General features: G+C 40.0%; 25 protein-coding genes and 4 pseudogenes. 5 read left to right on the plus strand and 24 right to left on the minus strand.

The annotated features are described in order from the left end of the window. Positions 1-118: 118 nt before the first annotated feature. The 7 genes and pseudogenes from BTA30_RS18675 to BTA30_RS18710 all read right to left on the minus strand — a co-directional run bounded on the left by BTA30_RS18675 (position 119) and on the right by BTA30_RS18710 (position 4402). Entirely contained in the window at positions 119-583 is a 465-nt protein-coding gene (locus BTA30_RS18675) for an SMI1/KNR4 family protein (protein ID WP_076762824.1), read from the minus strand. Between the two features lie 99 nt (positions 584-682). Next, positions 683-1147, minus strand: a complete 465-nt coding sequence (locus tag BTA30_RS18680) for a DUF4274 domain-containing protein (RefSeq protein ID WP_076762826.1) — start codon at positions 1145-1147, stop codon at positions 683-685. Positions 1148-1179: 32 nt separating this feature from the next. Next, on the minus strand, positions 1180-1812 hold the full coding sequence (locus BTA30_RS24530; RefSeq protein ID WP_411813148.1) for an AHH domain-containing protein: 633 nt from the start codon (positions 1810-1812) through the stop codon (positions 1180-1182). Positions 1813-1854: 42 nt separating this feature from the next. Continuing rightward, positions 1855-3122, minus strand: a pseudogene (locus tag BTA30_RS24535) (ribonuclease YeeF family protein); the annotation flags it as partial. 166 nt (positions 3123-3288) lie between these two features. After that, positions 3289-3525 (minus strand): annotated as a pseudogene (locus BTA30_RS24270) (SMI1/KNR4 family protein); the annotation flags it as partial. Positions 3526-3538: 13 nt separating this feature from the next. Further along, complete coding sequence (locus tag BTA30_RS18705; protein WP_094777360.1) at positions 3539-3964, minus strand: SMI1/KNR4 family protein; 426 nt, start codon at positions 3962-3964, stop codon at positions 3539-3541. Between the two features lie 187 nt (positions 3965-4151). After that, positions 4152-4402: pseudogene (locus BTA30_RS18710) on the minus strand (SunI/YnzG family protein). A 311-nt stretch (positions 4403-4713) separates the two neighbouring features. Between BTA30_RS18710 and BTA30_RS18715 the strand changes: the two are divergent. Beyond that, a complete protein-coding gene (locus BTA30_RS18715) occupies positions 4714-4965 on the plus strand; it encodes a hypothetical protein (RefSeq protein WP_076762830.1) in 252 nt (83 codons plus the stop codon). A 567-nt stretch (positions 4966-5532) separates the two neighbouring features. Here BTA30_RS18715 and BTA30_RS18720 read toward each other — a convergent pair. The 10 genes and pseudogenes from BTA30_RS18720 to BTA30_RS18765 all read right to left on the minus strand — a co-directional run bounded on the left by BTA30_RS18720 (position 5533) and on the right by BTA30_RS18765 (position 16483). Then, the gene (locus BTA30_RS18720) at positions 5533-7101 is read right to left on the minus strand and encodes a recombinase family protein (RefSeq protein ID WP_076762832.1); all 1569 of its coding nucleotides are present in this window, start codon (positions 7099-7101) and stop codon (positions 5533-5535) included. Positions 7102-7162: 61 nt separating this feature from the next. Further along, a pseudogene (gene kamA / locus BTA30_RS18725) lies at positions 7163-8167 on the minus strand (lysine 2,3-aminomutase); the annotation flags it as partial. A 91-nt stretch (positions 8168-8258) separates the two neighbouring features. Next, positions 8259-9098: a putative beta-lysine N-acetyltransferase gene (gene ablB / locus BTA30_RS18730; protein WP_076762836.1), complete on the minus strand. Its 840-nt coding sequence runs from the start codon at positions 9096-9098 to the stop codon at positions 8259-8261. Positions 9099-9126: 28 nt separating this feature from the next. Continuing rightward, the gene (locus tag BTA30_RS18735; RefSeq protein ID WP_076762838.1) at positions 9127-10395 is read right to left on the minus strand and encodes a peptidase; all 1269 of its coding nucleotides are present in this window, start codon (positions 10393-10395) and stop codon (positions 9127-9129) included. 13 nt (positions 10396-10408) lie between these two features. Beyond that, positions 10409-11062, minus strand: a complete 654-nt coding sequence (locus BTA30_RS18740) for a 3-oxoacid CoA-transferase subunit B (protein ID WP_076762934.1) — start codon at positions 11060-11062, stop codon at positions 10409-10411. Beyond that, positions 11047-11736, minus strand: a complete 690-nt coding sequence (locus BTA30_RS18745; RefSeq protein ID WP_076762840.1) for a CoA transferase subunit A — start codon at positions 11734-11736, stop codon at positions 11047-11049. Before BTA30_RS18745 ends, BTA30_RS18740 begins: the two co-directional genes overlap by 16 nt. Further along, on the minus strand, positions 11720-13078 hold the full coding sequence (locus BTA30_RS18750; protein ID WP_076762843.1) for an aspartate aminotransferase family protein: 1359 nt from the start codon (positions 13076-13078) through the stop codon (positions 11720-11722). The genes BTA30_RS18745 and BTA30_RS18750 overlap by 17 nt, the downstream gene beginning before the upstream one ends. A gap of 231 nt (positions 13079-13309) precedes the next feature. Next, positions 13310-13675, minus strand: coding sequence for a hypothetical protein (locus BTA30_RS23980; RefSeq protein ID WP_239693706.1), 366 nt, complete (start codon positions 13673-13675; stop codon positions 13310-13312). Between the two features lie 159 nt (positions 13676-13834). Continuing rightward, positions 13835-14419 carry an MFS transporter gene (locus tag BTA30_RS23985; protein WP_239693707.1) on the minus strand — a complete coding sequence of 195 codons (585 nt, stop codon included), beginning with the start codon at positions 14417-14419 and terminating at the stop codon, positions 13835-13837. Between the two features lie 1332 nt (positions 14420-15751). Beyond that, positions 15752-16483, minus strand: coding sequence for a hypothetical protein (locus BTA30_RS18765; RefSeq protein ID WP_076762847.1), 732 nt, complete (start codon positions 16481-16483; stop codon positions 15752-15754). A 551-nt stretch (positions 16484-17034) separates the two neighbouring features. On the opposite strand from BTA30_RS18765, the gene BTA30_RS18770 reads away from it, so the two are divergent. Together BTA30_RS18770 and BTA30_RS18775 are read left to right on the plus strand one after the other, a co-directional pair. Beyond that, on the plus strand, positions 17035-18114 hold the full coding sequence (locus tag BTA30_RS18770) for a Rap family tetratricopeptide repeat protein (protein ID WP_076762849.1): 1080 nt from the start codon (positions 17035-17037) through the stop codon (positions 18112-18114). 301 nt (positions 18115-18415) lie between these two features. Then, positions 18416-18766 (plus strand): DNA ligase-like domain-containing protein, encoded by a 351-nt coding sequence (locus BTA30_RS18775; protein WP_076762852.1) that lies wholly within the window; start codon positions 18416-18418, stop codon positions 18764-18766. A gap of 192 nt (positions 18767-18958) precedes the next feature. Here the strand turns inward: BTA30_RS18775 and BTA30_RS18780 are convergent, their stop codons facing one another. The 6 genes from BTA30_RS18780 to msrA all read right to left on the minus strand — a co-directional run bounded on the left by BTA30_RS18780 (position 18959) and on the right by msrA (position 23474). After that, on the minus strand, positions 18959-19489 hold the full coding sequence (locus BTA30_RS18780; RefSeq protein ID WP_076762854.1) for a GNAT family N-acetyltransferase: 531 nt from the start codon (positions 19487-19489) through the stop codon (positions 18959-18961). A gap of 562 nt (positions 19490-20051) precedes the next feature. Further along, complete coding sequence (locus BTA30_RS24345; RefSeq protein WP_076762858.1) at positions 20052-20279, minus strand: YkgJ family cysteine cluster protein; 228 nt, start codon at positions 20277-20279, stop codon at positions 20052-20054. Between the two features lie 1114 nt (positions 20280-21393). Next, entirely contained in the window at positions 21394-21522 is a 129-nt protein-coding gene (locus BTA30_RS18800; protein ID WP_076762863.1) for a YjcZ family sporulation protein, read from the minus strand. Between the two features lie 81 nt (positions 21523-21603). Next, complete coding sequence (locus BTA30_RS18805) at positions 21604-22374, minus strand: GNAT family N-acetyltransferase (RefSeq protein WP_076762865.1); 771 nt, start codon at positions 22372-22374, stop codon at positions 21604-21606. A gap of 123 nt (positions 22375-22497) precedes the next feature. Further along, entirely contained in the window at positions 22498-22950 is a 453-nt protein-coding gene (gene msrB / locus BTA30_RS18810; protein ID WP_076762868.1) for a peptide-methionine (R)-S-oxide reductase MsrB, read from the minus strand. Beyond that, positions 22947-23474, minus strand: coding sequence for a peptide-methionine (S)-S-oxide reductase MsrA (gene msrA, locus BTA30_RS18815; RefSeq protein ID WP_076762870.1), 528 nt, complete (start codon positions 23472-23474; stop codon positions 22947-22949). Before msrA ends, msrB begins: the two co-directional genes overlap by 4 nt. 368 nt (positions 23475-23842) lie before the next feature. Between msrA and BTA30_RS18820 the strand changes: the two genes are divergently transcribed. Beyond that, complete coding sequence (locus BTA30_RS18820) at positions 23843-24277, plus strand: MarR family transcriptional regulator (protein WP_076762873.1); 435 nt, start codon at positions 23843-23845, stop codon at positions 24275-24277. A gap of 71 nt (positions 24278-24348) precedes the next feature. Continuing rightward, a complete protein-coding gene (locus BTA30_RS18825) occupies positions 24349-24597 on the plus strand; it encodes a DNA alkylation repair protein (protein WP_076762936.1) in 249 nt (82 codons plus the stop codon). 75 nt (positions 24598-24672) lie between these two features. Here the strand turns inward: BTA30_RS18825 and BTA30_RS18830 are convergent, their stop codons facing one another. Continuing rightward, a complete protein-coding gene (locus tag BTA30_RS18830) occupies positions 24673-25773 on the minus strand; it encodes a GGDEF domain-containing protein (protein ID WP_076762875.1) in 1101 nt (366 codons plus the stop codon). Positions 25774-25906 lie beyond the last annotated feature (133 nt).

Raw genomic sequence — 25906 nt, forward strand, 5'->3', positions numbered from 1 at the left:
ATAGTTTATAGGACTTTTTTAACTTTAACAATTGATTTTTAATTTATTCTTACAAAAAAGTCCGTCTCATAATTTCCCAAAGAAAACCCCACCCTAATATAGGATGAGGGTTTTTTAATCACTCTTCATCTTCCCAATCTTCGTCTTCTTCCCAGTTTTCTTTTTTCTCTTTTAGCCTTTCAAAAAGAAAAGTTAAGAAATCTTGTTCAACAGTTCTTCCATATCCTGCTTGAATTGCCCAAACAACAACAGGACATTCTCCATCAACCATTTTATTCGTATCAAGGCAGTAGGCAAAGATATCGATATCCTCTATCACTACTAATCCTTCATTTAGGTTGTAAAGCTCTCTATACTCTTTAGTTTTTTCAACTACAGATGCACTTACCAGATCGTAGCCTAAAATGTTAGCAGCGTAGATACCTCCAGAACCATATTTTTTTAAAAACCATCTATAGCTCTCCGGAAGATTAACATTAAGTTCATTTTCAATAAATTTAACCTTTTCTTCAGAAACTCCTCCTGTAATAGTCGCATGGTCTTTGTTTTCATCAATTAATTTTTCTACTTTTTCGTAAGTCAATACATAACACCTCCAGTCCCTATTTTCATATTGCTTAGCTCTCCATTTCCAGTACCTGTTTTGGATTTGAATAATAAAAACCTTGATAGCAACTGCCTTTCAAGGTTTTTTGAAATGCATTATATCAAACATACTTCCTGGTGACTTATCAAGTAAAATATCGGGAATATTCGGGTTATTTTTTTTCAACTTAAACTTTTGAACCTTTGTTAATTCAGGGTCGAATGAAATATTCTGAGATTTAAACTGCAAATTTATAAGCCTATTATAAATTTGGACTAAAAAATCCTTCCACTCTTCTAAAGTAGATGTTTTAACATCGTCTGGATTTTCCAACATACGATAACCATCTGCACAATGAAACATTAATAACCCTGTCCCAAAATCGCAATTCTCATTTTCAAGGATTGCTTTTGGAATATCAAAGCCGCTATTCCAATTATAATTTGCTGCATAAACATGAAGAATCAAAGGGTTTGCAATGTTACTTATCTGGCTTATTGCACTGTCTTTCTCTGTATTATGTAGCAGCTCTTCGAGGAATTTAATATCATTCTTATCCATTATTTTTACCTCCTAAATGAAAACTCTTAAAATTAATCTGTCAATTGCTTAAGCTTTCTTTCCCAAAGTTCCACTGTAGCACCTTGACTAGGATATAAAGGCAACCCTTTTTCTTGTAATTTCCTTAAATTATTTTGTAATTCTAATACTTGTTTTTGCAAACTATAAACACTTTGATTAATATCCATTTTGTTTAATGCTCTTTCAACTACTTCATTATAAACTGAATGATATCCTCTGTGCCTAGACATGGCACTTATATCATTATCAGGTATTCTTAGAAAAATACCATTTGACGCATCATCTAAATTCATTCCTATTTTTTTAATAACAGGATTATTTGCCATTTCAGATGGAACAATATGCTGAGCTTGATAACCACTCCATTTTGTTGAACGTTTAAGTCCCATCTTCTCCATCATATTTTTTCCTAGTTTACTAGAATTTCCACCTGTTACGACTCCTGTCTTACCAGGAATTACCCTTCCTTCGCCTATACCGTTACTAACAGTAGTGATTACCTTTATACGCCTAATAAAAGTATCTCTAATATTCTCGCCATCCATAATATTATAAGGAACTTTTCCCCCACCAGCCAACTGAACTTGAGGCGCAAAAGGGTTATGTATTTGAATCCCTTTTATTTTTGAAGCGACCCTTTGCATCGATTTCTTGAAAGATGCAACGCTTTTTTCCACAGCTTCTTTCGATGCTTTAATTGTTTTGCTCGCTACTTTTTTAGAACCTTTAGTCGCTTTAGCAGCTGCCTGTCCGATTTTCCCGGCTTTTGATACTTTGCTTACTTTATCTGCGCCTTTTGTGCCTACTATCGATGTGCCGACCATCCCGATGGCATAAGTAAACCATCTGCTTCTGCTGTATGAATCACCGTTGACAACATCTCGCTCAAAAGATTCTTCGATCCCTTTTTTCATCACATTGAATGTGTCTACAGGATGCATAATGGTATGACCAATGCCCTCAAGTGTTTCTATAGGGTGGGTTACTGTGTCCCAAATGCCTGTAGCAGTATCGACAGCCACGTCTTTCAGTCCAATACCGATACCATTAAGAACGTCATCACCAGTTTTATTGAATTTAGACAGATTGTAAATCACTTTCTGTTCGGTTGTCAGATTGTCATACCCAATCTCATCTGCAATTTTAATATATTCACCATTGTCAATTGTCTTATCGAGTTTCTTCTTTAACTTGTACATTTTAACATCATGTTCACTAACTTCGCTAACTTCTTTTTCAAGTTCTGATCTCTTATCAAGCTTATCCAGCATGGCTCCCATCGCTGTCTCTTGATTCCCGCTTAAAGCATCCATTTCATCCGGCTTTAATATCGATCCTTTTTGATAGCCAGTGATTTCAATTTTAGGGCTTGTATACATTTTTTCAAGCCTTGTGATGTATTGTTGCATCGTCTCAAGGTCTTGTTCAGCAGTTTTCAGAGCGTTTGCCTGTTCCCTGTCAAATGCATGCAGCTTTTCAAGAGTCGTACCGATTTCCTTTAACGCTTTCTGATTCTGTTCATGAAAACCGCTGTCATTCAAATCCGGTAAATCAACGATATGACTGACTTTTGCGATCGTGGCGTTGGCCTTAGAAACAAATGTTCCGTTGTGCGATCAGCAGCGTTTAAGCCTTGTTCTAATTCGTGTTCGAGAAAGGCTTGCGAAATATATCCGTTGTGATTCGGTTCTAATGAAGTCAGTGCACTTTTCATTTTCATTAGTGCAGAACTGTATTCCTCAATGAAAGATTCAAAGAACTGTAGAAATGGGGTGTGACATTCTTTATAAAAGGCGCGTATCGCGTCGCCGCCTTTTCCTTTTAAAGCATCATCAAGTGATGTGATGCCTTCAACACTTTTTTTGACTTTGGAAATCTCATCTGATTGTTGTTTTAATTGTTCCAGTGTTTGATCAATAGCGTTGTGTAACGCCTGAACATCTAGAGTCTTCATGGCATTCTCCTCTAATACTTAGGGTACAATCAGTATAGAGTTTACCACTTTACGGAAAGGAAATGGTGAATCAATCCTGTCTATCCAATAAAATGAATCCTTTGGATTAGGATAATAAACCTATTTCCAAATAAAAAAGACAGCCAATACGACTGTCTTCATCATCTTACCTATAATAATTCTCTGCTGTCCGATAGCTCCATTCCCAAAATGCTTCTCCTTGACACATAATATAGCGATCTAAAAATATCTCGAAATTCAGATTTAATGGATTGTAGTCTAGCCCATCTTCGAATAAATAGAGATAGTTGGGGTCTCCTTGATTAAGTCTTTCCTTGTCAATGATTAGATGACATTCTTCCAAGAGATGGCTTATTGGAATGCCATTAATACCCTCAAACAAAACTCCTTTTTTCTTATTCTGAAACCAGTTTATAATACTCTTGGATATTCGGACTCACTTCCCAATATTTCGTCCCGTTAGAAGACACTAACATATCAAACCATATCTCAAAATTAGAATCTAAGTTAACCGCATCTTCTATAGGATCAATTGAATCTAGATATAACATATAACCTAATCCGTTTCTTGATTTGTTTGTGTCTATGACATATCTTCCGTCAAAATGATATCCAATTAGGACGTATCCCTCGGGGAAATCTTTATATTCAATGATTCCTTCTATGTTAAGTATTTCAACGCCATCAAACATTTTCATCCCATTGTGTTGCAACAAAAACTCTTTATAATCATTAGGGAAAGTAACACCTAACTTCTTTTCTAAGTCGCTAATTGCTTGAGGACTTGCTGGATCTTCGAAATGAAAAGTAGCATCTTCCATGACATACCCCCCATGATGGAACATAGGGAATGTACCATATTTAGAAACTGCTTTCTTAATACCATTTATAGTCATTTGAACTAACTTTCCTTCTTCCATAAAAGCTCCTCCTTTGTAAAGGATCTCACTAAAATTCACTACACAGAAACATTTAATAGCGAAATTTTAAATGGACACCAGTTTTTTATTAAGACACGATCTTATTCATAATAGAAGCAGCATCAGTGGTGAACAAAATATAAGTGTTATTTGCTGTTTTTATCACTACTCTATCCGTAGATCTATAAGGAAAACCAATCCTTACTGCGCTTTTCTCCTCTCCCCCATAGTTCGGGTCAAAAAACACATCATTTATTTCTTTTATTGGAATTTCAATTTTGGATAACTGCCAACTGATAATTAAGTTTCATTTGATTTTTCAACTTTAATCCCTAACATCATCACATTCCCCTTTTGGCAATGGATTCAGTAAAATTTAACATACCACGAAAAGTTCTTAAACTGAGATGCAAAGATATTAAAGAAAAATCAAATTCACAATAATTGGATACAGGATACATATACAGAATACTTTATATTAAAGATGTATTCAAGCTGCTTTCAGGTTTAAATAAAATGAGGATTTTATCGGGAATACACAAGCATCTCACATTCCTCTGTTTTATGTATCATGCATAAATGAAGCTTCAGTGTTAAAAACTAAAATTTAATAAGAGATATATCAAAAAACATCTAGAGGAGGCTAGTCAATGGAAAGGGAATTAATAAACGTCTATCTTTTTAAAACAGGTGAGGCATATCCAATATCAATTAAGCACATGACTTTCTCGGACTTTAAAACTTTTCATCAGTACATAGAACAGTATGGCTTAAATTATGATGTCCCCGATTCTGACGAAAGGGAAAAATACACCATAAAAGAAGTCGATTTTACTTTAGTCAAAAAAGATGTCAAGACTAAAGTGTTTGAGGTATACATGACCTTTAAAAAGAGGGAATAGTATGTAGATGTTTTATTTTAGGTGTGGTTGAAAAGGGAAAAGAGGACTTTTTGAAAAAAGAAGCTTGTCTACATTTTGAAGCGCACCTACGATTGTAGGTGCTTGACATTAAATGCATGTCATACAGGGTTTGCATTTACCTATTGGCGTTACACACCCTGGAACATCAGGGTCATCAGGGTAACAGCCGTCCTGACAGAAACAGATTCCCCAATAACAGTATTTGAAATAATTTTTTACCCTTCGACTACCAGGCGGACATTGTTCACATGGATTTAGGTAGTTAAAAGAACTGTAAGCGTGGTTATTATACATGATACCCCCCTTTTCTTTTTATTTTATTCGGGGTATTTGTCCTTGTATTGCACTCTTGCCTATTGTTTTAGATTTTGACTTTATAAATTAATGTATACAAAACACCTATGTTTACGCATTATCCCCTTCTCCTTTGTAGCGTATAAATAATCCCTGCCTCAGAACGGTTTTCAACATATTACTCTATAAATAAGGATTTAAAAAGAAAAACCCTTCTTACTCAAAGTTTTTTCTTAAAAGTTATTTTAGCCTTCATTCAATAAATTCAATTTCAATTTCAAATGGATATTCTTTTCTTTCTTTGTTTCGGGTTGATTTTTTAAGCAGCTCTGGAGGTAAAACCCTGGTGTATACTATCTTCTGAATAAACGTTTTTAATGAATTATTTACTTCTTCAGTGTCCATATTAGGAAGTTTCTCAATAAGTCCGATAATACTCATAAGGCTATTTATTTGGTCGTCTACATCAATATTGTTGATTTTTTCTTTAAGAGAAGTAATCGTTGAATCAGTATGGGTAATCTCATCGATTATCTCCTGTTTTTTGTTTCGCAACTCCTCATCATTGAAGATGCCTTTTAACGCTAAGTCTATTAATTTGTCTTGCTGCTCATTTAAATCTTTTAATTTCTTTTCCTGCTGTTTTATTTTCCGCTTGATATCTGTTTCTACTCCGGCTTCTTTTTCTTGCTTAAGCCTTTCCACACTTTTCTTAAGCCTTTTCTTAAAATTGGGGAGCGCTTTTGCGACTTCTTCTTCGACTAATTCAAGTTTGATTCCGCGGTTAGGGCACTTTTCTCCGTTATATAAATGATAACACCGCTGTATCACATAGCCTGTACTGCTTCTGTCGTCAAAAAATATCCTCATTTTCCTTCCGCAAACTCCGCAATAGACCAAATCTTTAAGCATGGTAGTTCCTGTTGTGGTAGCAGGTTTTTCCCGTATTATAGCTGCTTGTTTGGCTCGGTTTACACGTTCTCTGTTTGCCCTATCCCATTCAGCTGGAGGGATTATTGCTGGATGAGCGTTCTCTACCTGAATTGTTTCTACGGGCTCGTAAATAAACTTGCCATTCTTTTTAATTTTTTTACGATCATTAAAAACAATTGTACCCTTATACGTAGGATTTTTTATTATCCTTTTAATTGTTGGAAGTTCAAATGCTTTTCCTGTAGCTGATTTATACCCTTCGGAGTTTAAAATGTCCCTGATCTTAAAGCTTCCCAAGCCTTCTGAGTGAAGTTTGAAAATGTACCTCACCACTTTAGCTTCTTCCTCATAAATTTCAAGTTTTTTTGTTTCATTGTTTCTTCTGTATCCAAAAGGAACATTCCCGCTGACATGTAATCCAGCCTTAGACATTTGTTTTTTGTTGGCCTTGCTTCTTTTACCGATAGTCCCATGTTCATGACTCGAAATCATACTTCCAACATCATAAAGAAGTCTGTCTGTTTCTGAATTTGAAAGGTCGTATGTTTGGTATGGGGTCAAAATAGGCTTGTCATAATCAATGCAATATTGTTTGACAGTCTGACTGATCAAACCATTACGTGAAATTCTTGTTAATTCAAAACAAAGTATAGCGTCAAATTTCTCAATGTCTTCAAGTAGCCTCTGTAATTCTTTCCTTTGTTCAATTTCAGATTTTCCTCCGCTAATGACCTCTCCATATTCTTTATACGTATAGCCGTTTTCGTCACACAACTCAAAAAGAATTTGACGGTGGTTCTCAAGAGTTTCGATATTTTCTCCCCTTTTTTCCTGACTTATCCTTAGGTAAATTGCAACATGTTTTATGTGATCGAATGTTCGTTTCATAAAATTGTTCCCTTTCCTGGAAGGTGGTGCTATTTTATCCTTAACATGAAATAAAAAATGCAGTCGGAACTGCGTATCCGCTCGTATGCCCCCTTAAGCCTTCAATGATTTCAAGACCCTTTGACACCGGCGCCCGGAAGTGACCGATTCCTTCTGATAAATCACATTGATAGATATAATACGGGCGGACTCTGATTTTTACCAAATCATGCATCAGCTTTTTCATAATGGAAACGCTGTCGTTTATGCCCGCCAAAATAACCGCCTGATTGCCGACCGGAACACCGGCATTGACAAGCTTTTCACAGGCTTCCTTTGCTTCTTCCGTTATTTCGATGCTCGTGTTGAAATGCGTATTCAGCCAGACAGGATGATACTTTTTTAAGATATCGCAAAGCTTGTCGGTAATCCGCTGCGGGAACACGACCGGCGCCCTTGTGCCGATCCGGATGATGTCCACATGCGGGATGGCGCGCAGGTTTTTTAATATATATTCAAGAATCTGGTCGTTAATCAGAAGTCCGTCTCCTCCTGAAATCAGGACGTCCCTGACATCAGGCGTATCGCGAATATATCCGATCGCATGGTCAAGCTGCTTTTTCGGCACGCCCATGCCGATCTGCCCGGAAAACCGCCGTCTTGTACAGTATCTGCAATACATCGAGCATTGATTTGTCACGAGAAACAATACGCGGTCCGGATAGCGGTGGGTTAAACCGGGTACGGGTGAATCTTCATCTTCGTGGAGGGGATCTTCCAGGTCATATTTTGTTTTATACATTTCTTCAGACAGCGGAACCGACTGCATCCTGATCGGACAGCGGGGATCATCGGGATTCATGAGCGATGCGTAATAAGGTGTAATATTTAAAGGGATTGTCTTTGTTGACATTCTGACTCCCTCTTCTTCCTCTTTTGTCAGATTGACTATCTTTTTTAAATCGTCAAGCGTTCTAACCGTATGGGTCAGCTGCCATATCCAATCATTCCATTTTTCTTCGGGAACATCTTTCCAAAGCTCAATTTCCTTCCAATGTCTTTTCGGCTTGAACAGGCCGTTTGCCATATTACATCCCCCTATCAGCATTTTCCCTATTACTTTCCAACTTATGTGGCCGGCAAGGATATTGCCTCTTCATTTTTGAAATAAACTGCCGTCATCCCGGGAACCTGCTTAAATCCTTGCACCAAATGTTCATGTTTTCAATGCTTTTGTAGATGAGACAGTTGTTGATGAGCCGCCCTCTGTATCGGTAAGATAAATGATAAAGGCTTGCGTTCATCCCGATGGATTCCGCCCTGGCAATTGAAAACACATAAAATATGCCCGCTTTTTTCAGATCGGCTTCAAGTGCGGAGATGAGACGCTTTGTTAAAGAAAAGCCCCGGTATGATGGCAGAACGGCGCAATCCGTCATTTCCGCATGCCCCAAAGCGGGATTGACATCTGCGCATGCCGCCGCAGCGAGTTTTGTTTGGTCAAAAGCGAGATAGTACACGCTGCCTTCGTCCATTACCTTTTCTAGGTATGCACGGTCGGAAACCGGCGCCGGATAAACCGGAAATACGTTCTTATAGAGCTTTGCCAATAAAGGAGCATCTTCTCTTACGGCCCGCCTAATCGTAAATGAACACTGTTTTTTATGATGTTCGGACGGTAATTGGAACAACTTTTCCAGCATTTGATCCTGTTTCATCCAGTCATCGGTTTTTCGTCTGCTTTCTTTTAAATATTTCACAAGCACTTCTGCATCTTGGCCGTTAAAATATCCGTCGATCTGTCCTTCTGGTTCAAACAGCTGCTCCAGCAAAGCGGTACTGTCACATTTTTTCGCAAACATGATGATTTTTTCAATATCATGCGCTTTTGCGGTTTCCAGCACGTCATATAAAAAAGTACACACATCCCCTTCATAATGAATGATTCTGATTCTTTTATTCAGCACATCAAGATCGATCTCAAGCCTGCAGCTGTCATTGCTCCATTTTTCCGCCATGGCTTCCCCTCCAAAACGGCTGGTCTTTTCACCTTTCATAATCACACCAATTCATAATAAAAAGACTGATGATTTTCGCCGATTTGATGAGAGCGTCCTTTTCGATGTATTCATTGGCTTGATGGGCCATTTTCGTTTCCCCGGGGCCGAAGACGATGACGGGCGTCTTTCCCGCGTGTGAGAGGACGCCTCCGTCTGTCGCCCATGGAGAAGCTTCTATGACAGGCTGTTCATCGGTGATTTTTTGATAGGCTTTTGTCAGGACAGCCGTTAATTCATGATTCTCAGCTAAGTCATTGGGCATCCATCTGGCGCCAAACCATTCGATTTCAGTCGGATAATGTTTGAACCATTCATCATGATATTCGAGATCTTTAAGCCAGCTCTCCATTTCAGACTGAACGGCTTCAGGGGATTCGTTCGGAGCGATGCCGCATCTTCCTTCAATCGCCACGGTGTCAGCAACTGATGAAGGCCATGTGCCTCCTTTGATCGTGCCGATGTTAATCGGTACCGGAATCGTGATATTTTCATATAATGAATCTGTTATTCTTTTATTCCTCACCCTTTCAAGCTGACGGATGGACTCGATGACGAGCATGCTTTTTTCAATGGCACTGACACCTTCATATCTTGTGCCTCCGTGTGCGGAAAGCCCTTTTACTGTGATCCTGAACCACATCGAACCCTGCTGTTTAATAAACATTTTCATGTTTGTCGGCTCCGGAATCAGAGCGCCGTCCGCCCGGTATCCCCTCATGACGGCGGCGAGAGTTCCTGCTCCTCCGCATTCTTCATCAACAACACTTTGAAAAATGAGATCCCCTTTCAATTTGACGCCGCATTGCTCAAGCGCTTCGATCGCCATTAAAAGCGCGGTATTCCCCCCTTTCATATCTGTGGTGCCCCGCCCGTAAATCCTTCCCTGCTTCATGATCGGCTGAAACGGCTCGGTGTCCCAGTCTTTTCGGTTTCCTTCAGGCACGACATCGATGTGTCCGTTCAGAATCAGTGATTTCCCCCCTCCTGATCCTCGTTTTACGGCAGCGATGTTCGGGCTTTCTTTGAAGCTGGTTCTGTCGGATTTAAACAGCGGATGCTGTTCCAACTGTTTGATGCTCGGCTCCCACACATCAACTTCGGCATCAAACTGCCGCAATTTTTCCAACACGACGGCTTGGGCGTGAAACTCGTCTCCCTTTGTGCTTTTTTCACCGACGAGCTTTTTCAAAAGGCGAACCGCTTTTTTTTCATGCGAATCGATCCAGTCGCATACTTTTCTCTCTATGTTCTCCATCCAATTCCTCCTCTTACGAAAGCGTCTGATCGATCTTGATCTTTCCGTCTGTCAGCCGCAGCACATCTTCAAGATCCGCTTCATTCATCAGCTCTTTTAAAACAAAACCATCGTTTTCAATAGTGATCACGGCTTTATCGGTTATCACCATATCAACACATCCTTTGGCCGTTAAAGGAAGGGTGCAGTTTTTAACGAGCTTTGGTGCTCCGCTTTTATCAGTATGGCTCATGACAACGATCACTTTTTTCGCTTTTTGGGCAAGTTCCATCGCACCTCCCATTCCAGGAACTTTTTTGCCAGGCACAATCCAATTGGCAAGATCTCCTGACTGGCTGACCTGCAGGGAACCGAGGATCGTCAAATCGATGCAGCCTTTTCGGATCATGCCGAATGACAGGGCAGAATCAAAATAAGAAGCGCCTTTTACAACGGTGACTGGGTAGCCTGCCGCATTGCAAAGATTCTCATCCTCTCTTCCTTCCTCAGGCGATTCCCCGATGCCGAGCACCCCGTTTTCCGACTGAACCATGACGGAGACACCGGGATCTATAAAATTCGGAACTAAAGAGGGAATGCCTATTCCCAAGTTGACAACCATCCCGTTTTTCACTTCTTCAGCCGCCCTTTTCGCGATTTGTTCCCGCACCATTACTCCCAAACCCATTTCCAATTCACCCCTCCCGTTTCAGCCAATCCCGCAACAAAAACACCGGGTGTCACGATTTTCTCTTCATCAAGCTCCCCGGCCGAAACAACCTGCTCAACCTCCGCATATGTTTTATCAGCGGCCATCGCCATCAGCGGATTCATGTTGCGGGCCGTTTTGTCATATGTGAGATTTCCGAACTCATCCGCCGTTTTCCCGAAAATAAATGCAAATTCAGCAGTCAGCGCTTCTTCGGCAAGATATGAGCGGCCATTGAAGGAAACGCGTTTTTTTCCTTCCAGCACCATCTCATTATCAATCCCGATGTCGGACAAAATCCCGCCAAGACCCATGCCGCCTGCGCGTATTCTTTCGGCAAGTATGCCCTGCGGCGAAAATTCAACTTCAAGAATGCCGTCTGTCATTTGTTTTCCTGCGACAGGGTTTGATCCGATATGTGAAGCAACCAGCTTTTTTACTCGTTTATTGACGATCAATGGACCGATGCCGATATTAGGAAATCCCGCATCATTACAAATGACCGTTAAATTTTTCACACCTTTTTCCAAAATGGCGCTGATCAATGACGGCGGTGATCCAACCCCGCCGAACCCGCCAAACATGACGGTCGATTCATCCTTTAATCCGGCAACCGCATCTTCAACTGACATACATTTATTGAACAGCATCATCCGCCCGTATCACCTTTTCCGCTTGTTTTTCAATCATATCTACAGCCTCTTTGAATAGTTGAACAAGTTCATCCAACTCCGTTTCCGAAATTGTCAGCGGCGGCGCAATGATCACGGCATCTCCCCCTCCGCCATCAATACCTGCTTGTGCCGGATAGATGAGCAGGCCTCTCCTTTTCGCTTCTGCAATGATTCGTGCTGACATCGACATTGTTGAAGGAAAAATCTTTTTGCTTTTTTGATCGGCGACAAATTCAACACCCAAAAGCATCCCTTTGCCGCGAATGTCTCCGATGATATTTGATTGTTTCATTGCCTCTCTTAACTTTGTCTTTAGCTTTATCCCTTTTGTCTCAGCTTGTCTTGGCAAGTCATGCTTTACGATATAGCGTAGAACTGAAAGCGCGGCAGCTGCTGAAAAAGGGTTTGCGCTGTACGTATGGCCGCTCATGATCACTCCCGAGCCATTTTTGATTGTATTCATGATTCTATCCGTTATCACAGCAGCGGCAATCGGGGAGTATCCTGCGCTAATTCCCTTGCCGAGAACGGCAATGTCCGGGGTGACGCCCCAGTGTTCGACCGCCAGCATCTTCCCCGTTCTGCCGGCGCCGCTCATCACCTCATCTGCTATAAAAAGAATCTCGTTTTCTTCACAAATTTCTTTGACTCTTTTGTAGTATCCATCAGGGGGTGTCATCGCGGCTCCTGCGGCTCCGATCACCGGTTCTGCCACAAAGCCAGCAATAAATGATTTGCCGATTCTTTTAACCGCAAGCTCAACCTCCTTTACACATGCAGCTTCACATGCCGGCGCTGACAGTTTATACGGACATCTGTAGCAGTTTGGTGCAGATGCCGCTGGGTATTTGTGGAGCATCTGTGTAAACCGATACCGGCGTTCATAAAACCCTGACAGTGACAGGGCTCCATTTGTAATTCCGTGATAGCTGTTCCACCTCGAAAGAAAAATCGTTTTATCGTTTTGCCCTTTTTCCTGCCAATATTGAACGGCGATCTTCATCGCGGTTTCTACCGCTTCTGACCCGCTGTTTACAAAGAAAGACCAATTTAGATCAGCCGGCAGAACCTCAGCCAGAAGCTCAGCAAGCTGTTCAGCCGGTTCGCTTGTAAACTGGGAACGATATACAAAAGAAACAGCCTCCAGCTGTTCTTTAAGAGGGGCTATGACCTCTGATGCGCCGTGGCCGAGGCTGCAAGTGACAGCACCTGAGCAGCCATCAAGATATCGTTTTCCGGACTGGTCAAAGATATAGCTTCCTTTCGCATACTGAACGACCGGATAGCTTTCATGAAAATCCGGCTTAATCAAAAATGACATGCAAATATCCCCCCTTCCCAATGAAAAGGTTTTTCTTTACATTGTATGAAGCGGGAAAAGGCGGCATTCTTTTTTCATAGCGGCAATGAGCAGAAATTGTTTATAGTGAAAATTCGAACGATCCTTCTATATTCATAACAGGTTCGCCAGTCAGAATGATTTAGAACGGCGAACTTGCCATATTGAAAACCAGGCCGCTACAAAGAAAAGCGCTGGAATTCCGATTCGGTTTTACTTTACGGAAGAGGAATTCGGTTCATTGAACCTGTCTCCTGAGAAGTCTTCAGTCACTTCGCTTTTAATGAAATAGATGCGGATACTTTGGGCGGCCATTGTGAGGAATTGGAAGAAGTGTAACGATGTTTGTCCAATTAGCAATGGGTTTTTCTTACATTGAAGCTTTTTTTCAGAGGTGATCTTGCCCCCTGACTGTTGTTCCCATAAAGAAAAGGATCTCAGCATACTGAATGCGGCAAGCGGAGCGGGCAAAGCAACAATCAGAAATAAATATGTCGGGCTGACTGCCTCTGACAAAGTGCCGGCCACCGCATAACCGAGCGGCATCAATGCGCTGTTCGCCGCAAAGAAGGCGCCCAAGGAGCGTCCCCTGTTTCACCCTCAGTCAATCTTTGTAAATATCCTTCAATATAAATATTGACAATCCTGCTGATCATTCCAGTCAAGAGGAGAATGGCGACGGCGAGTATGGCATTGTCTATCCAGCCGAGCGGAAATAAAAGCAGGCCAAAATCAGCATCAGTGCGGGTAAAGCTGCTTTCGCATGCTCCGGCTCGCAATAAATGATAAAAACAGCGCCGCTCCGAGCGTTCCGCAGGCCCAAACAGATTGAAAAGCGCCTCCCAACCAGGCCTGATCTTTTGATAACATTGAGGACCAAATCAGGATATAGATTGGAAAGCCGCTGAACACCAGCTGCTGTATGCTTGTCCCATACAATAAATATTTGAGCGGCTTGTTTTGAAAAAGGCTGGAAAAACCGCTGAACAGCTGTTTATTTGTGAATAAAATATGCTGCTGATTCCCCCTGTTGTCTTTGATTCTCCACTCTAAAAAAATCGACAAGAATAAGAGGCTTCCGCAGATCATCCAAATCCAGCCAAAATGCAAAAACGAAAACAGCACACCGGCCAAAAGAGGCACAAGCACTTGTATGACCTGAGTCATGACCTCCTGAAAAGCGACTCCCTTTTCAATCTGTTCTTGCTGAAGCGTATCAGGCAGCAGGGATCTTGCGGCCGGTTCAATCGCGGTCAGACAAGTGGAAACCAACACTCTTGCAACTGCCAGTAAAAGAAGCGGATTTACTCCCTGAAGGGCCAAAATCCCGATAGCAAAAAAATGACCGATATGAGCATATCTGAGGCGGCAATCAGCTTCCCTCTCGGAAGTTGATTATTCGAAAAAAATTCTGTCTCAAAATGTTAAGAATACTAGCTATTTGAGACAGAATTTTAAAAATAGGATCCATTTCGATTTATCAATCGTCTATATCGACTTCTGCTTCTATCATACATTTACCTTTAATTACTTTAACACAATCCACATCGAACCATTCCGTAGAAGTTTTCCATACTCGAGTATTGCTGCTGTAATCCATGGTGGGACTGTAACCTTCCGCCATTCAGGTCGGTACCCTTTGGTTTAGGCATTGAATCTTCATATTTAACAAAGTGTTCTGGACTGCTATTGGCTTTGGCATTTAGCTTTCCGACGTATACCGAATGCCCTGGGCTTAGATAAAGCATGATTAAGGATGCCTTGGGGCTGCTAATCTGAACATATCACGGCCGGTGATCGATTCGCAACCATTTGCTACGGCGAGCCCGTATAGTCTTTTTTCAGAGCTTTTCAAAGCCTGGGATATTTTCGGTGTTTTGTAGGCAACCTAAGTACAGGTGTGTATCGGTTGAATTAACTGATTACCGCCCAATTGATTTTGAAGTCGTTAAAGCTCATTTCGGAGTTTCGTAGTATTATCCAACACAAACTATAAAGAACGCCTTAATGGCGCTCTATTCATTACCTTCAATATTTAATTTTCGTTTAATTTGTTCCCACTCTTGTGTTAATGGCTCATTCAGTCTCCAAAATATCTTCGATGATTGTTTTACACCAGAGTGTGCTTTGGGGAACTCATATTTGACATAACAATCAAGTATACGAGCGGAGATTTTTTCTTCGCTGTTTTCTTTATGAAACAAGAAAACAGCGTACAGGCAATCGTAAATTTCTTTGTTTTTCCTGAATAAGGCCTCCAACCTCATTACATCCGGACTTTCATAGGGATGGAAGTTTAACGTTAGGCTCTTTCTTTGTACGCTTCTTGTTTCTAACTAGCCAGAGTCTAATAAATGAAACTGCAGTAAGATAGCAACCCAAATTTGCTGCTTTAGTGAGGTTTATTATAGCTTTGAACCTTTATTTTTAACTTCCTTTAATATCTCCCTAAGCAAATGTTGAGTTTCATCGTTTTGTTTACGATTAATTTTGTTTTCCTTTACCAATACGACCATATAATATAAAAATAAGATTATGGCAGAAAGTATAAGCAGACTGGGCAACAATACAGTTAACATTTTATATGTAAACCTCCTATTTTAAAAAAAGATGTCCATAAAACCATATGAACATCTTTTTTAATTATTCCTTAAATCAGCTCGACCAACCCCATTGAATATCCCCCGTATGTTTTTTAGTCCCGTTTGCACGAATTTTTGTATCTAAGTGAACAGTTGCTTTTTGCCATCTGTGTATAACTTTCAATTCGAAATGTCCTTCAATATTTCTAAAATAATCATACTTATTGGTTTCGTAATGCTGCTCTACCGACTTTTTTTCGTAAGACCATCCACCAGAGTAAATTTTATGACCTTCTTTTGGTGCTATCGATAAAATTTTAACCCAATTGTAAGTCCATTGGTTGTATGTCCAAAATTCAAATAGTTTACCGCCATAAACGTTTTTCCCCAGCATAGCATACCTAAACCAGTTGCTACCAGTTTTTTGGAGAGAAAAATTTGAATCGCTTTCATTTTTTTCAAAAGTCACAGGAATCAAAGAGGAGATGTATGCCAACTGATCGTCATCATTTAACGTCTTAATGTAATTTTCAACAAAATTACTTGCTTCTTGTGATTCAATCTTTATTTTTTTGCTTTTAAGCATATCTTGTATGCTTTGTTCGATTTTCTGCGCTGGTTCTTTAGTGAACTCGACTATCTTTCGTTTTTCTTCGTTGTTAAATTCCTTCCATAATTCAGGTTTGGCAACGAATTGCTTAGTGAGTTCTTTTGCTGAATTTACTGATGAAGCATGAGCCGTCGTCATATCGAAACCGGCAAAAGAAACAACTACTAACATTAGAGACAAAAGCAACTTTCTCATTTAGCTACACTCCCTTTTATTATAACTTTGCTCAGGCGAAACTGTCACGTTTACATTGCGTAACATTTTCTATTTTGTCATGTGAAACTCCTGCACACTCTGTCTAAAGGTTCAAAAGTAACCACTAAGGCACAGTAATCGGCAAAGTAGGACACATATCGATTAATTAAAGCAGCAATCTCCTCCTCTCATTCGGATTAGACCAAAAGGTGCTACGGCAAACAGCAAACCGGTTGAAACAACTAGTATGACTATTTTCTTATACACTATTGCTACTAACCTCCTAGTTTTTCTTGCGTTTCCATTTAAACACAACCAAAGGAATAAATAAACAATATTTTCAAAATATGAATCTTAATTACTTATTTAGATTTAGTCGGAAGTAGACAGAGATAGAATTAATTTTGAAAATTTTCGAACAAAAGCGTTGGTTTTCCTCTTTATATTTCCTTCCTGTGTTATAAAACGGAATAAATAGAAGCGAAAATTGAGGAGGGAATTACAGGTTGAGCAACGAAAGCGTAATACCTTATGATTGAGTTGCAACCAAGATGAATTATTGGTATGTAGCCATGAAAAATAATCGACCTGATGCCGCGGAAGAGATGAAAGAGGAAGTCAAACAGGAAATTAAAATGATGGAAGAAAACCAGGACGTGCTTGTTTACTTCTCTTTATTGGAATTTCGACACGAACTCATGCTCGACTATCTCTATCCGAACGTCGACAGAGATATAGATAAGCAGTACGAAAAACTGAAAACAACCATAGGAAACAGAAACTTACACGGAATGCTCGAATACTACTACTATTTTTTTATGGGGATGTACTATTTCAGGCAAAAAGAGCTGACACACTCTTTGAATTTCTATAAAAGAGCTGAACGAGAGATTGAGGCGCTTGATGGCGAAGATACAGATATTGAAAAGGCTGATTTTTATTTCAAAATGGCTGAACTTCATTACCATATGAAACAGACTTACATGTCAATGCATTACGCCTCCCTTGCATATAGGATATTTCGAAAATACCCTACATACGGTGTACAGCAAGTACATTGTGCAGGGAACTGGTTAGACAACATGAGAAGTGAGCAAGCGTTAAAAAACGCTTTTCAGGCACTCGAAGACGCAACGGAATTGAATATCAATTATTTAATTGGTTCATCGCATTTCAATGTTGGAATATGTTATAATCAACTTGAAGAACTTGGAGAGGCGGAGAAACATTTCCAAAAGGCTGTCGATTACTATAAACGGGATGGGCACAGCTATACACCAAAAGGGTTATTTAATTTATCATTCATAAAAGCAAGACTTAACAACTTAGATGAAGCAGCTAGCTTATACGAAGAAGGAAGAAAGTTGGCGGAACAAAACGACAACCATGAAATTGTCGAAAAATTAAAAATGACTAAAGGGCTTTACCTATCCTACGATCTGAACCTCGTGAAAGAAACATTTGAGTTCTTCAAAGAGAAGAGATTGTACCCTGATTTGGAATGGTATGGGGTATTGGTGGCGGAGTTCCTTGCTGACAGAAAAGAGTATGCCGAAGCTAACACGTTTTATCGCTTTGCCATCTTTGCCCGAAGACAAATTCAAAGAGGTGAACTATTGAATGAAATCTAAACTATTAATTTGTGCAACTATTGTGTTGGGTGTTTCAGGAGTAGTTGGTGCTTCTTACCTTCATCAACAGGACGCTACTGTTAAAGTAGCCGAAAGAATGGCTACTTAATCCCGTATTTCGATATAGTTTACTTCAAATACTAAGAATAAGAGGGCTTCCCTCTTATTTTTTTTGTCTGCAGCTCCTTCGTTCCCTGTCTACCTCTCCCTCCCCGCCGAGAATATTCGAGCTACCCGACAATTCAGACCGCAACTATACTCCTACACATATTCCGATCGCTAATGTGGAAGGAGTGATCAAATGGAGAAAACAAAAAGGGATTATCCGTTAGACGAAATCCTGATTCCTATGGGAGGAACTACAGTAAAAGACCTCGATAAAATGGATGAACTATGGGAGAGTGACGATTACGCTGCAGATGAGAAATACGACGGCAGCCGTTTCTTTTCTCGCAGGGTCTCAGTAAAAGATGGCCTACCTGTTGAAAAAACACCCAACGTTCCCCACCTTAACAAAATCTTTCGGAAGTATCCTTTGTTGATTTTAGACGGGGAAGTCTACATCGAAAGGGGTAATTCAAGTGATGTCGTATCGATCATGGGGGCCACCCCTGAAAAAGCAATAGAACGACAGGAGGAACGAGGGTATTAATTTCTTTTGATTCTCCGACTTTCATTCCCTTTGTCAGAGTCCGCTGCGAGTTTGTAAAATGGGGTCTAAAAAAGATGACCCCGGCTCAGTACCGAGATCACAAACTAACTGTTTGGCCTTTTTCTTAAACTGTCCATTATATGGGGCTCAGTTCACTTCTAAGTCATGTGCTTTTTTATTTACCTACTCTAGTTACTTTTGTGGAAGAAAAGAATAAACATAGGTGTCATAGGCCTTCCCGTTTTGATACATATATTTTTTTAAAATACCCTCTTTTTGAAATCCCATCTTGGTCAATAAGTTGTTTGAAGCTGCATTTTCAATAAACACAACCGCACCTATTCTTGTTAAACCTAAAGTTTCAGAACCATATGAAAGGATTTTTGATACTGCCTCAGACATATATCCCTTTCTCCAGTGATCCGGATGAATTTCATAACCTATTTCTGCACGTTTGTGTTTAGGAGACCATGCGTTAAATCCGATTGTCCCAATCAACCCTTTTTCGCCTTTTCTTTCAATCCCCCAACGCATTCCTTTTTGTTCTTTGAAATTTTTAGCAAAAAAATCTACAAAACCTCTTGCTTGATCAATAGTTTCTAACGAGTCTTGCCCATAAAAACGTGTGACATTATCATTCGAAAAACAAGCAAAAATCCCCTCTGCATCATCGAGAGTTATTTCTCTTAAAATTAGTCTCTCTGTTTCTAGATTAGGAAACATTAACCTTCCTCCTATAAATTATTATTTTGACACATCATTAGTTCAATTATTCTATTTATAGATACTTAACTAAGAACTTATTGTGATAGGTGCCAGCTGTTTTTATGTATCAAAACTGAGGGGAATGCTACGTTGTCCTATTATAAATCAATACTGTCTCTCTCCCATTAGCTTAGGATTTATGCTATCAGCAAAAAAATAAATTTAAAGAATGACTTTTGTCTTTGATATGCATTGTTCTGGGTCGCTCTTAATCTTTTTTCTTGGAAGATCGCCGCTAAATCAGGTTAAATCCTCTTAGACTAAACAAATTTGCTTGTTCAAGTGGCTGATTAAAATTGACATGGCTGTCATAATGATTATACTGCGCTTCTTTTTTTCCGGTCCGATCATAGAATATTTTAAACCAGTAATATATTGGATAGGGTCTTTGATAAATTAATTTACCATCTGGTAGACGCAAATTTTGATATCCCCTTGCCTCCTTAGATTCATCATCAACGGTTGGAGTTATTGCAGCATGCTCTATTGAAGCAGGTATATGCTCGCATACCGTAACACATCAATTTGCATTTATCCTATGATGAGTCGAACCATATGAACGACATACTAACGGGCGAGAATCGTAAACTGAGCATGATTTTGTTGCCGGATCGAGTAGAGGACAAGGAAAACCGTTTCTTCCAGTCGCCATGTGCTGATTTAATTGTTCAAACAGTATTGTGCCATCATCTTCCGGGACATATGTCTCTAAATTTCTCCATGTTTCAGGTTTTTCATTTTTAATCATTTCACACTGGCCCAGGGCAATATCAAATACTTATTCTACACGATCTTTGTTCCAAGTTTTCAATTCACGCATAATAAATTCAAACTCAATTTCAGTTATTGGGAAATCTTCATAACAGCAGTTATAACACCCTTTGTGACTGCAAATGACACGTGATTGCTATGGCTGTTTTCGTCAAAAGATTTTATTGCAAACAGAGTCAGATCAATTGCACGCCCCTCTTTATCTACAATAAAGCAATGTCTAACCATAATATTCTCGATTGATGATATGAAGCCATAGGCATCTTCCACTCTCCTGAATGAGTCTTTTTGGTATAAGAAGTAGCAATATTGAATATATTTGTATAACATTCCTTTACTTCAATTTGATGTCGACTTGTTTTATAAATTTGTTTGCTTGTTTGTTTATCAAACTCATGCTGCTGTATAATCTTATGATTCCGCTTCCTTTTTTATATGTATTTCATCAAAAAATCGACTCAATAAATACGTACAACCCGCAATTTGTATTCATGTTTGGTTTGAAAGGAACTTAGACGAACTGCTTTCCCAGGATCAATATTCTTAGTGACTTTATAGATTTGATTGCTACTTCCTTGTTATAAAAAAATCTTCTATTGCAATACACCAGGATTAGAACCTTCTCTAAAATCCTCGAGTATATCTTTCATATCAGGCAGAAGCTCCATAGCCCTTCCTCCTGTGAAACCTGTCAGACAGCCATCCGGTAAACGGTGAAACCACAACAGACACGGCCAGCCCGATTCCGATCAGCACACCTCCCTGAAGCCCGTTGCCGGTTTCATATAAAGACCACCACATCAATGAATAATAAAAAAGAACGGAACTTAAAAGAGACAAAAATGTCCCAGACCATAATCTGAAAAAAATCGCCTTTTACAACCCATGCATATTGCAATCGAATCCCCCTTGCTTGTTCGGAATACGTATGCCTCCGTTTGATGCAGGAATGGCAAACAGCCACAGGATCATTTTATAAACAAATGTAATATTTAACAGCCGAGCCGGGTATCCGTTTTGACTTCACGGCAAAAAACCTTCCATTTGGAAGGTTTTGCGAGCATGTCAAGTACCGGTATTTGATTGATTGCTTAGCAAATAAAAGCGGCTCCAACGATGATGAGTAAAATGAAGAGTACGACGATTAATACGAAAGTACTTCTTCCCTGAAATCCATAGCCATATCCGCCAACAGGGCAGCAATAATGGGAGTGGTGCACAGGCCAATCATCCTTTCTTATAAAGTCTACACCCCAGCCTATGCAGGCCAAGTCGTCATTGGTTTGTGCACCTGCCTACATTCACCCAAACAAATATTTAAAAATCGTTGTGAGATGTTCCGTCTCCTGAAAACCGATCTTTTCATAAAACCATTTCGCCTGATCGCTGCCAGATGTAACGAGATAGCTCGACTCCATCCCCGACTGTTTGGATGCGGCAAGCATACCATGAATAAGCTGTGTTCCATAACCTTTACGCTGATAAGGCTCTAAAATGGCAACCTCTTCGATTTTAGAGATTTTCTCTCTGTGATCGAGATAAAGCTCAGCACAGCCGACAGGGGTCCCCTCATCTGAATAGCTGACAAACAGCTGGATGGTGCCTTGTTCATAAAAAGGATACTTGCGGCGCAGCTTTTCTTTTGCAAATGCTTCATCTATGCTTAAAGAATCGTAAACCAGCATCACCCTGCAGGCATCGCGGAGCGATTTTTCCGTCCCCCATTCTATTCGCCGGGCGACGGGAAGTTCTTTCCAATCAGATAGATTGATGCTGTAAAACAGCTCTTCATCAAGAACATACCCAAAGTCAAAGAGAGCTTTTTTCATAGAATAGGGGATGTCCGTTCCAAATGAACTTTTCACATGAATATAATTTCTTTTTAATATGACAGGAACTCGAACCAATAACGAGTATAAATCTGCGAGCGGATAAGCGTCTTGCAATTGTATGAAATGAAAAGCGAACATTTGCGGCAGCTGATCGTCAGTATATACATCATAGAATGGTTTAGTTTGTTTGCTGCATGTCAATAACAGATAGTTTTCTTCCGCTTTTGAAATGGATTTCATGATGGCAGCCTCTTTTCGTCAATTTCTCCACCTATTTTTTTCGCCATCAAGAGGAAGACCTCCTGTTAGAAAAGTCAAGAAAAAAGATGATCCTTCACGGAGAAGGATCATCTTCCTGAGCCCTCAGTCTTCTTCCTTCGAGTTCTTCTTAAACCATTCGGCGTATTCTCCGTAGCCTTCTTTCTCAAGCTCTTCCTTCGGAATAAAACGAAGCGCGGCTGAGTTAATGCAATAACGCAGACCGTTTGGTCCGGGGCCGTCGGGAAAAACATGGCCGAGATGGGAATCCGCCGTCTTGCTTCTGACTTCGGTCCGAATCATGCCGTGGGACGTGTCAAGCTTTTCTTCAACTTCGACGGAATGGATCGGTTTCGTAAAGCTTGGCCAGCCGCAATGGGCATCAAATTTATCAAGGGAGGAAAACAGCGGTTTCCCGGAAACAATATCGACATAGATGCCCTCTTCCTTGTGGGCCCAGTATTCGTTTTGAAACGGCGGTTCTGTTCCGTTTTTCTGCGTTACCTCATACTGCACCCGATTCAGCTGTTTCAACCGTTCTTCTTTATTGACTGTCATGCCTTATGCCCCCAATGCTCATGAAGAAACCCTTCCCGGCCGCTGCCGACACGGTATCTCTTATAGCGCTCCGGATGTTTTTTGTGATAATCCTGATGATGCTCCTCCGCCGGATAAAACGGCCCGGCCTCAAGGATGTCGGTAGCGATCTGATCTTTAAAAATGCCGCTTTCTTCAAGCTTTTTCTTTGATTCTTCGGCAAGCCTCCGCTGCTCGTCATGATGATAAAAAATCGCCGTCCGATAAGACTCGCCGCGGTCTGCAAACTGCCCCCCATTGTCTGTAGGATCAATCTGCTGCCAATACAGTTCAAGCAGTTTTTCATATGGAAACACATCCGGATTAAATGTAATCTGAACCGCTTCCCTATGTCCTGTCGTATTGCTGCAAACCTCTTCATATGTCGGCTTTTCCGTGCGGCCGCCAGTATAGCCGGATTCAACTTTTATAATGCCCGGCTGTTGCTTGACCATACACCAAAAACAGCCTCCGGCAAATGTAGCGAGTTCCCGTTTTTCAGCCATCTCGTTTCTGCCTCCTTCTATTCGAACTGATGGATATTATTATATCATAGCCGCTATATTTCCAGCTTTCTGCTGCTCATAGCGTGAAACAGCTCGTCATGGTGATGACAGCAAAACTGTGACAAAAATTTGTCCTTTAATATCCCCGCCTTTGAAAGAAAACAGCAGATTTCCCGGCATGTTCACTTTTTACCTTCATTCAATTGATGGTCAAATGAACTAAAAATCTTCTTAAACATTCACTTGAAAGGCAAAAATTATGGTATCATATTGATATCATGTTCATGAAAAATAAAATTCATGCTGATTCGGTCATTCCTTTAAAAACGAAAGCTGAAATTTGCTAATTAATATGGAGGGGCGAAATTTTGAAAGCTAGAGAACAGATGATGTATGATATGGAAGCGTTGCTTCGCACAGTATTTAAACAGATACGTGATGAAATAAATGAACTGCTCGAAAAAGAGATGTCCCGCAATGAATTTATGATCCTCCGCCTGCTCAGTGAACAAGGTCCAAAAAAAGTGACAGAGTTTGCAACGATCTTGGGGGTTTCTGCGAGCCACATCACCGCTGTAACCGATGCATTGGTTGAAAAAGGATGGATTACAAGAGTCCGATCCAAAGAAGACAGACGAATTATCAAAATCCACCTGACAGATGCAGGTAAAGAAATCATCAGATATTTCGAAGAAAAGAAAACGGAATATTATTTTAAACGATTCAGCAGCTTCAGCGATGAAGAGCTGAAAACATTAATCGATTTGTTCAGCAAGCTGGACAAAAAAAGAGAACAGCGTTAAAACCAAAAAAGGTTTTCACATAAAATGAGCTCATCTGTCGCATCATAATATCAAAAAGGGGTGCAAAGATGATGACAGCTCCTTATCTCTGCCCAAACTGCAAAACAAACCGCACGCGGTTTAATTTAATTGAACAGTCGCCAACCTCCGTCAAACTTGACCCATCAACGGGGGAAATTATGGAAACGTATTCAGAAGGCGAGCGCTCTCCTTTCCACCTTCCGTACAGCGGTCCTGCTATGAAAGTACAGTGCGGAGCGTGCGGATTAATCGAGGATGAAAAGACATTCGTCAAACTTGCGGAATTCGATAAACGCTAATACAGTATAAATAGAACAATAAGACAGGATAGATGATCATGGTTTCATCTATCCTTTTTGTATATCTTGAGTGGATCAAACGGAGGTTTCAAGTGTTGTACACACTCGGTTTCTACCAAGTTGTTTTGCTTTATACAAACATTGATCGGCTTTGTTAATCAACTCGTCTGTATTTTCAATCACCTCCGGAAATGTGACCACACCAATTGAAACCGTAATATTAATTTTTATAGAAAAAGAAATGTTAAAAGTATGTGCTTCTACTTCATTTCGTATCCTTTCAGCAATCTCTGCGGCCCGCGAATTTGAACAGTTCGGCAATATGACTGAAAACTCTTCCCCGCCGTTTCTTGAAACGATATCAACCGTGCGAGTTGATTTTTTCAAAATCATTCCTAATTCTTTTAAAATTGCATCTCCAATTGAATGACCGTACGTATCATTGATATTTTTGAAATAATCTACGTCTATCAGCAGCAAAGACAGTTTTTCGTTCTTTTCCTTTGCGTTTGATATTTGAGCATTCCATATCGCATCAAAATTGCGGACATTATTTAATCCTGTTAAAAAATCAATGGACGACTCCTCTTCATACTTCTTTAATAAAAAATGAGATTTTCTTAAATACCAGACAACGTATGCTGAGGTAAAACCGCCGACAGTAGATAAAATCCAGTACCACGTCAATAATATTTTTAATAATAAGAGATCATGGAGGGTCTTCGAAATGACAAATGAAATTGAAAGATTAGCGAACACAACCAAGGCAAATGTTCTACTATATGTACCAGCATCTTTACCCATGATTTTGAGAATAAGATAAAACCCTATAAATATAAAGATCATCCCTATTAATGCAACGATAGATGAGATATTCCACCCATATATAAACCTTCCCCCGACAATGAGCAAGGAACAGATAAAAGCCGGAAAAACTCCAGTGAACAAAAACAGAATCATGACAGGCACATAACGCAAATCAATGATCGTTTCATCGGATGCCTGTATAGAAAAGAACATGAGCAGGTTTCCAAGCAAACCGCCCATTAAGCCGTCAATCCACTCCAGTTGTTTAACTGTAACTTTTCGGGAGATGATATTCCACTTTAACTGAGTATAAATAAAGAGCAAAGCAATTAAAATGCACAGGTTCAAAAATAAATCGATTAAAAACATGACGTCCCCCAGCCGTAAAATCATTTTTTATATTGTTTATATCGTCAGATCACATAACGTTAAAAGATGATTTAAGACATTTTTGCTGTTTCATTTTTTACATGCCTTGAAAAATACCTGCTTCATCATGCTT

Origin of the sequence: Bacillus swezeyi, from assembly GCF_001969815.1 — a bacterium.
Classification (GTDB): Bacteria; Bacillota; Bacilli; order Bacillales; family Bacillaceae; genus Bacillus; species Bacillus swezeyi.

Bases quoted from the DNA above. Each gene is read 5' to 3' on its own strand.
- BTA30_RS18705 (WP_094777360.1), bottom strand. From the start codon at position 3,964: ATGGAAGATGCTACTTTTCATTTCGAAGATCCAGCAAGTCCTCAAGCA.
- BTA30_RS18720 (WP_076762832.1), bottom strand. From the start codon at position 7,101: ATGAAACGAACATTCGATCACATAAAACATGTTGCAATTTACCTAAGG.
- BTA30_RS18775 (WP_076762852.1), top strand. From the start codon at position 18,416: ATGGAGAAAACAAAAAGGGATTATCCGTTAGACGAAATCCTGATTCCT.
- BTA30_RS18825 (WP_076762936.1), top strand. From the start codon at position 24,349: ATGACAGCTCCTTATCTCTGCCCAAACTGCAAAACAAACCGCACGCGG.
- msrA (WP_076762870.1), bottom strand. From the start codon at position 23,474: ATGGCTGAAAAACGGGAACTCGCTACATTTGCCGGAGGCTGTTTTTGG.
- BTA30_RS18740 (WP_076762934.1), bottom strand. From the start codon at position 11,062: ATGGGTTTGGGAGTAATGGTGCGGGAACAAATCGCGAAAAGGGCGGCT.
- ablB (WP_076762836.1), bottom strand. From the start codon at position 9,098: ATGGCGGAAAAATGGAGCAATGACAGCTGCAGGCTTGAGATCGATCTT.
- BTA30_RS18805 (WP_076762865.1), bottom strand. From the start codon at position 22,374: ATGAAATCCATTTCAAAAGCGGAAGAAAACTATCTGTTATTGACATGC.
- BTA30_RS18715 (WP_076762830.1), top strand. From the start codon at position 4,714: ATGGAAAGGGAATTAATAAACGTCTATCTTTTTAAAACAGGTGAGGCA.
- BTA30_RS24530 (WP_411813148.1), bottom strand. From the start codon at position 1,812: ATGCAAAGGGTCGCTTCAAAAATAAAAGGGATTCAAATACATAACCCT.
- BTA30_RS18765 (WP_076762847.1), bottom strand. From the start codon at position 16,483: ATGAGAAAGTTGCTTTTGTCTCTAATGTTAGTAGTTGTTTCTTTTGCC.
- BTA30_RS18745 (WP_076762840.1), bottom strand. From the start codon at position 11,736: ATGATGCTGTTCAATAAATGTATGTCAGTTGAAGATGCGGTTGCCGGA.
- BTA30_RS18750 (WP_076762843.1), bottom strand. From the start codon at position 13,078: ATGTCATTTTTGATTAAGCCGGATTTTCATGAAAGCTATCCGGTCGTT.
- msrB (WP_076762868.1), bottom strand. From the start codon at position 22,950: ATGACAGTCAATAAAGAAGAACGGTTGAAACAGCTGAATCGGGTGCAG.
- BTA30_RS18770 (WP_076762849.1), top strand. From the start codon at position 17,035: ATGAATTATTGGTATGTAGCCATGAAAAATAATCGACCTGATGCCGCG.
- BTA30_RS18780 (WP_076762854.1), bottom strand. From the start codon at position 19,489: ATGTTTCCTAATCTAGAAACAGAGAGACTAATTTTAAGAGAAATAACT.
- BTA30_RS24345 (WP_076762858.1), bottom strand. From the start codon at position 20,279: ATGATTAAAAATGAAAAACCTGAAACATGGAGAAATTTAGAGACATAT.
- BTA30_RS18830 (WP_076762875.1), bottom strand. From the start codon at position 25,773: ATGTTTTTAATCGATTTATTTTTGAACCTGTGCATTTTAATTGCTTTG.
- BTA30_RS18680 (WP_076762826.1), bottom strand. From the start codon at position 1,147: ATGGATAAGAATGATATTAAATTCCTCGAAGAGCTGCTACATAATACA.
- BTA30_RS18735 (WP_076762838.1), bottom strand. From the start codon at position 10,395: ATGGAGAACATAGAGAGAAAAGTATGCGACTGGATCGATTCGCATGAA.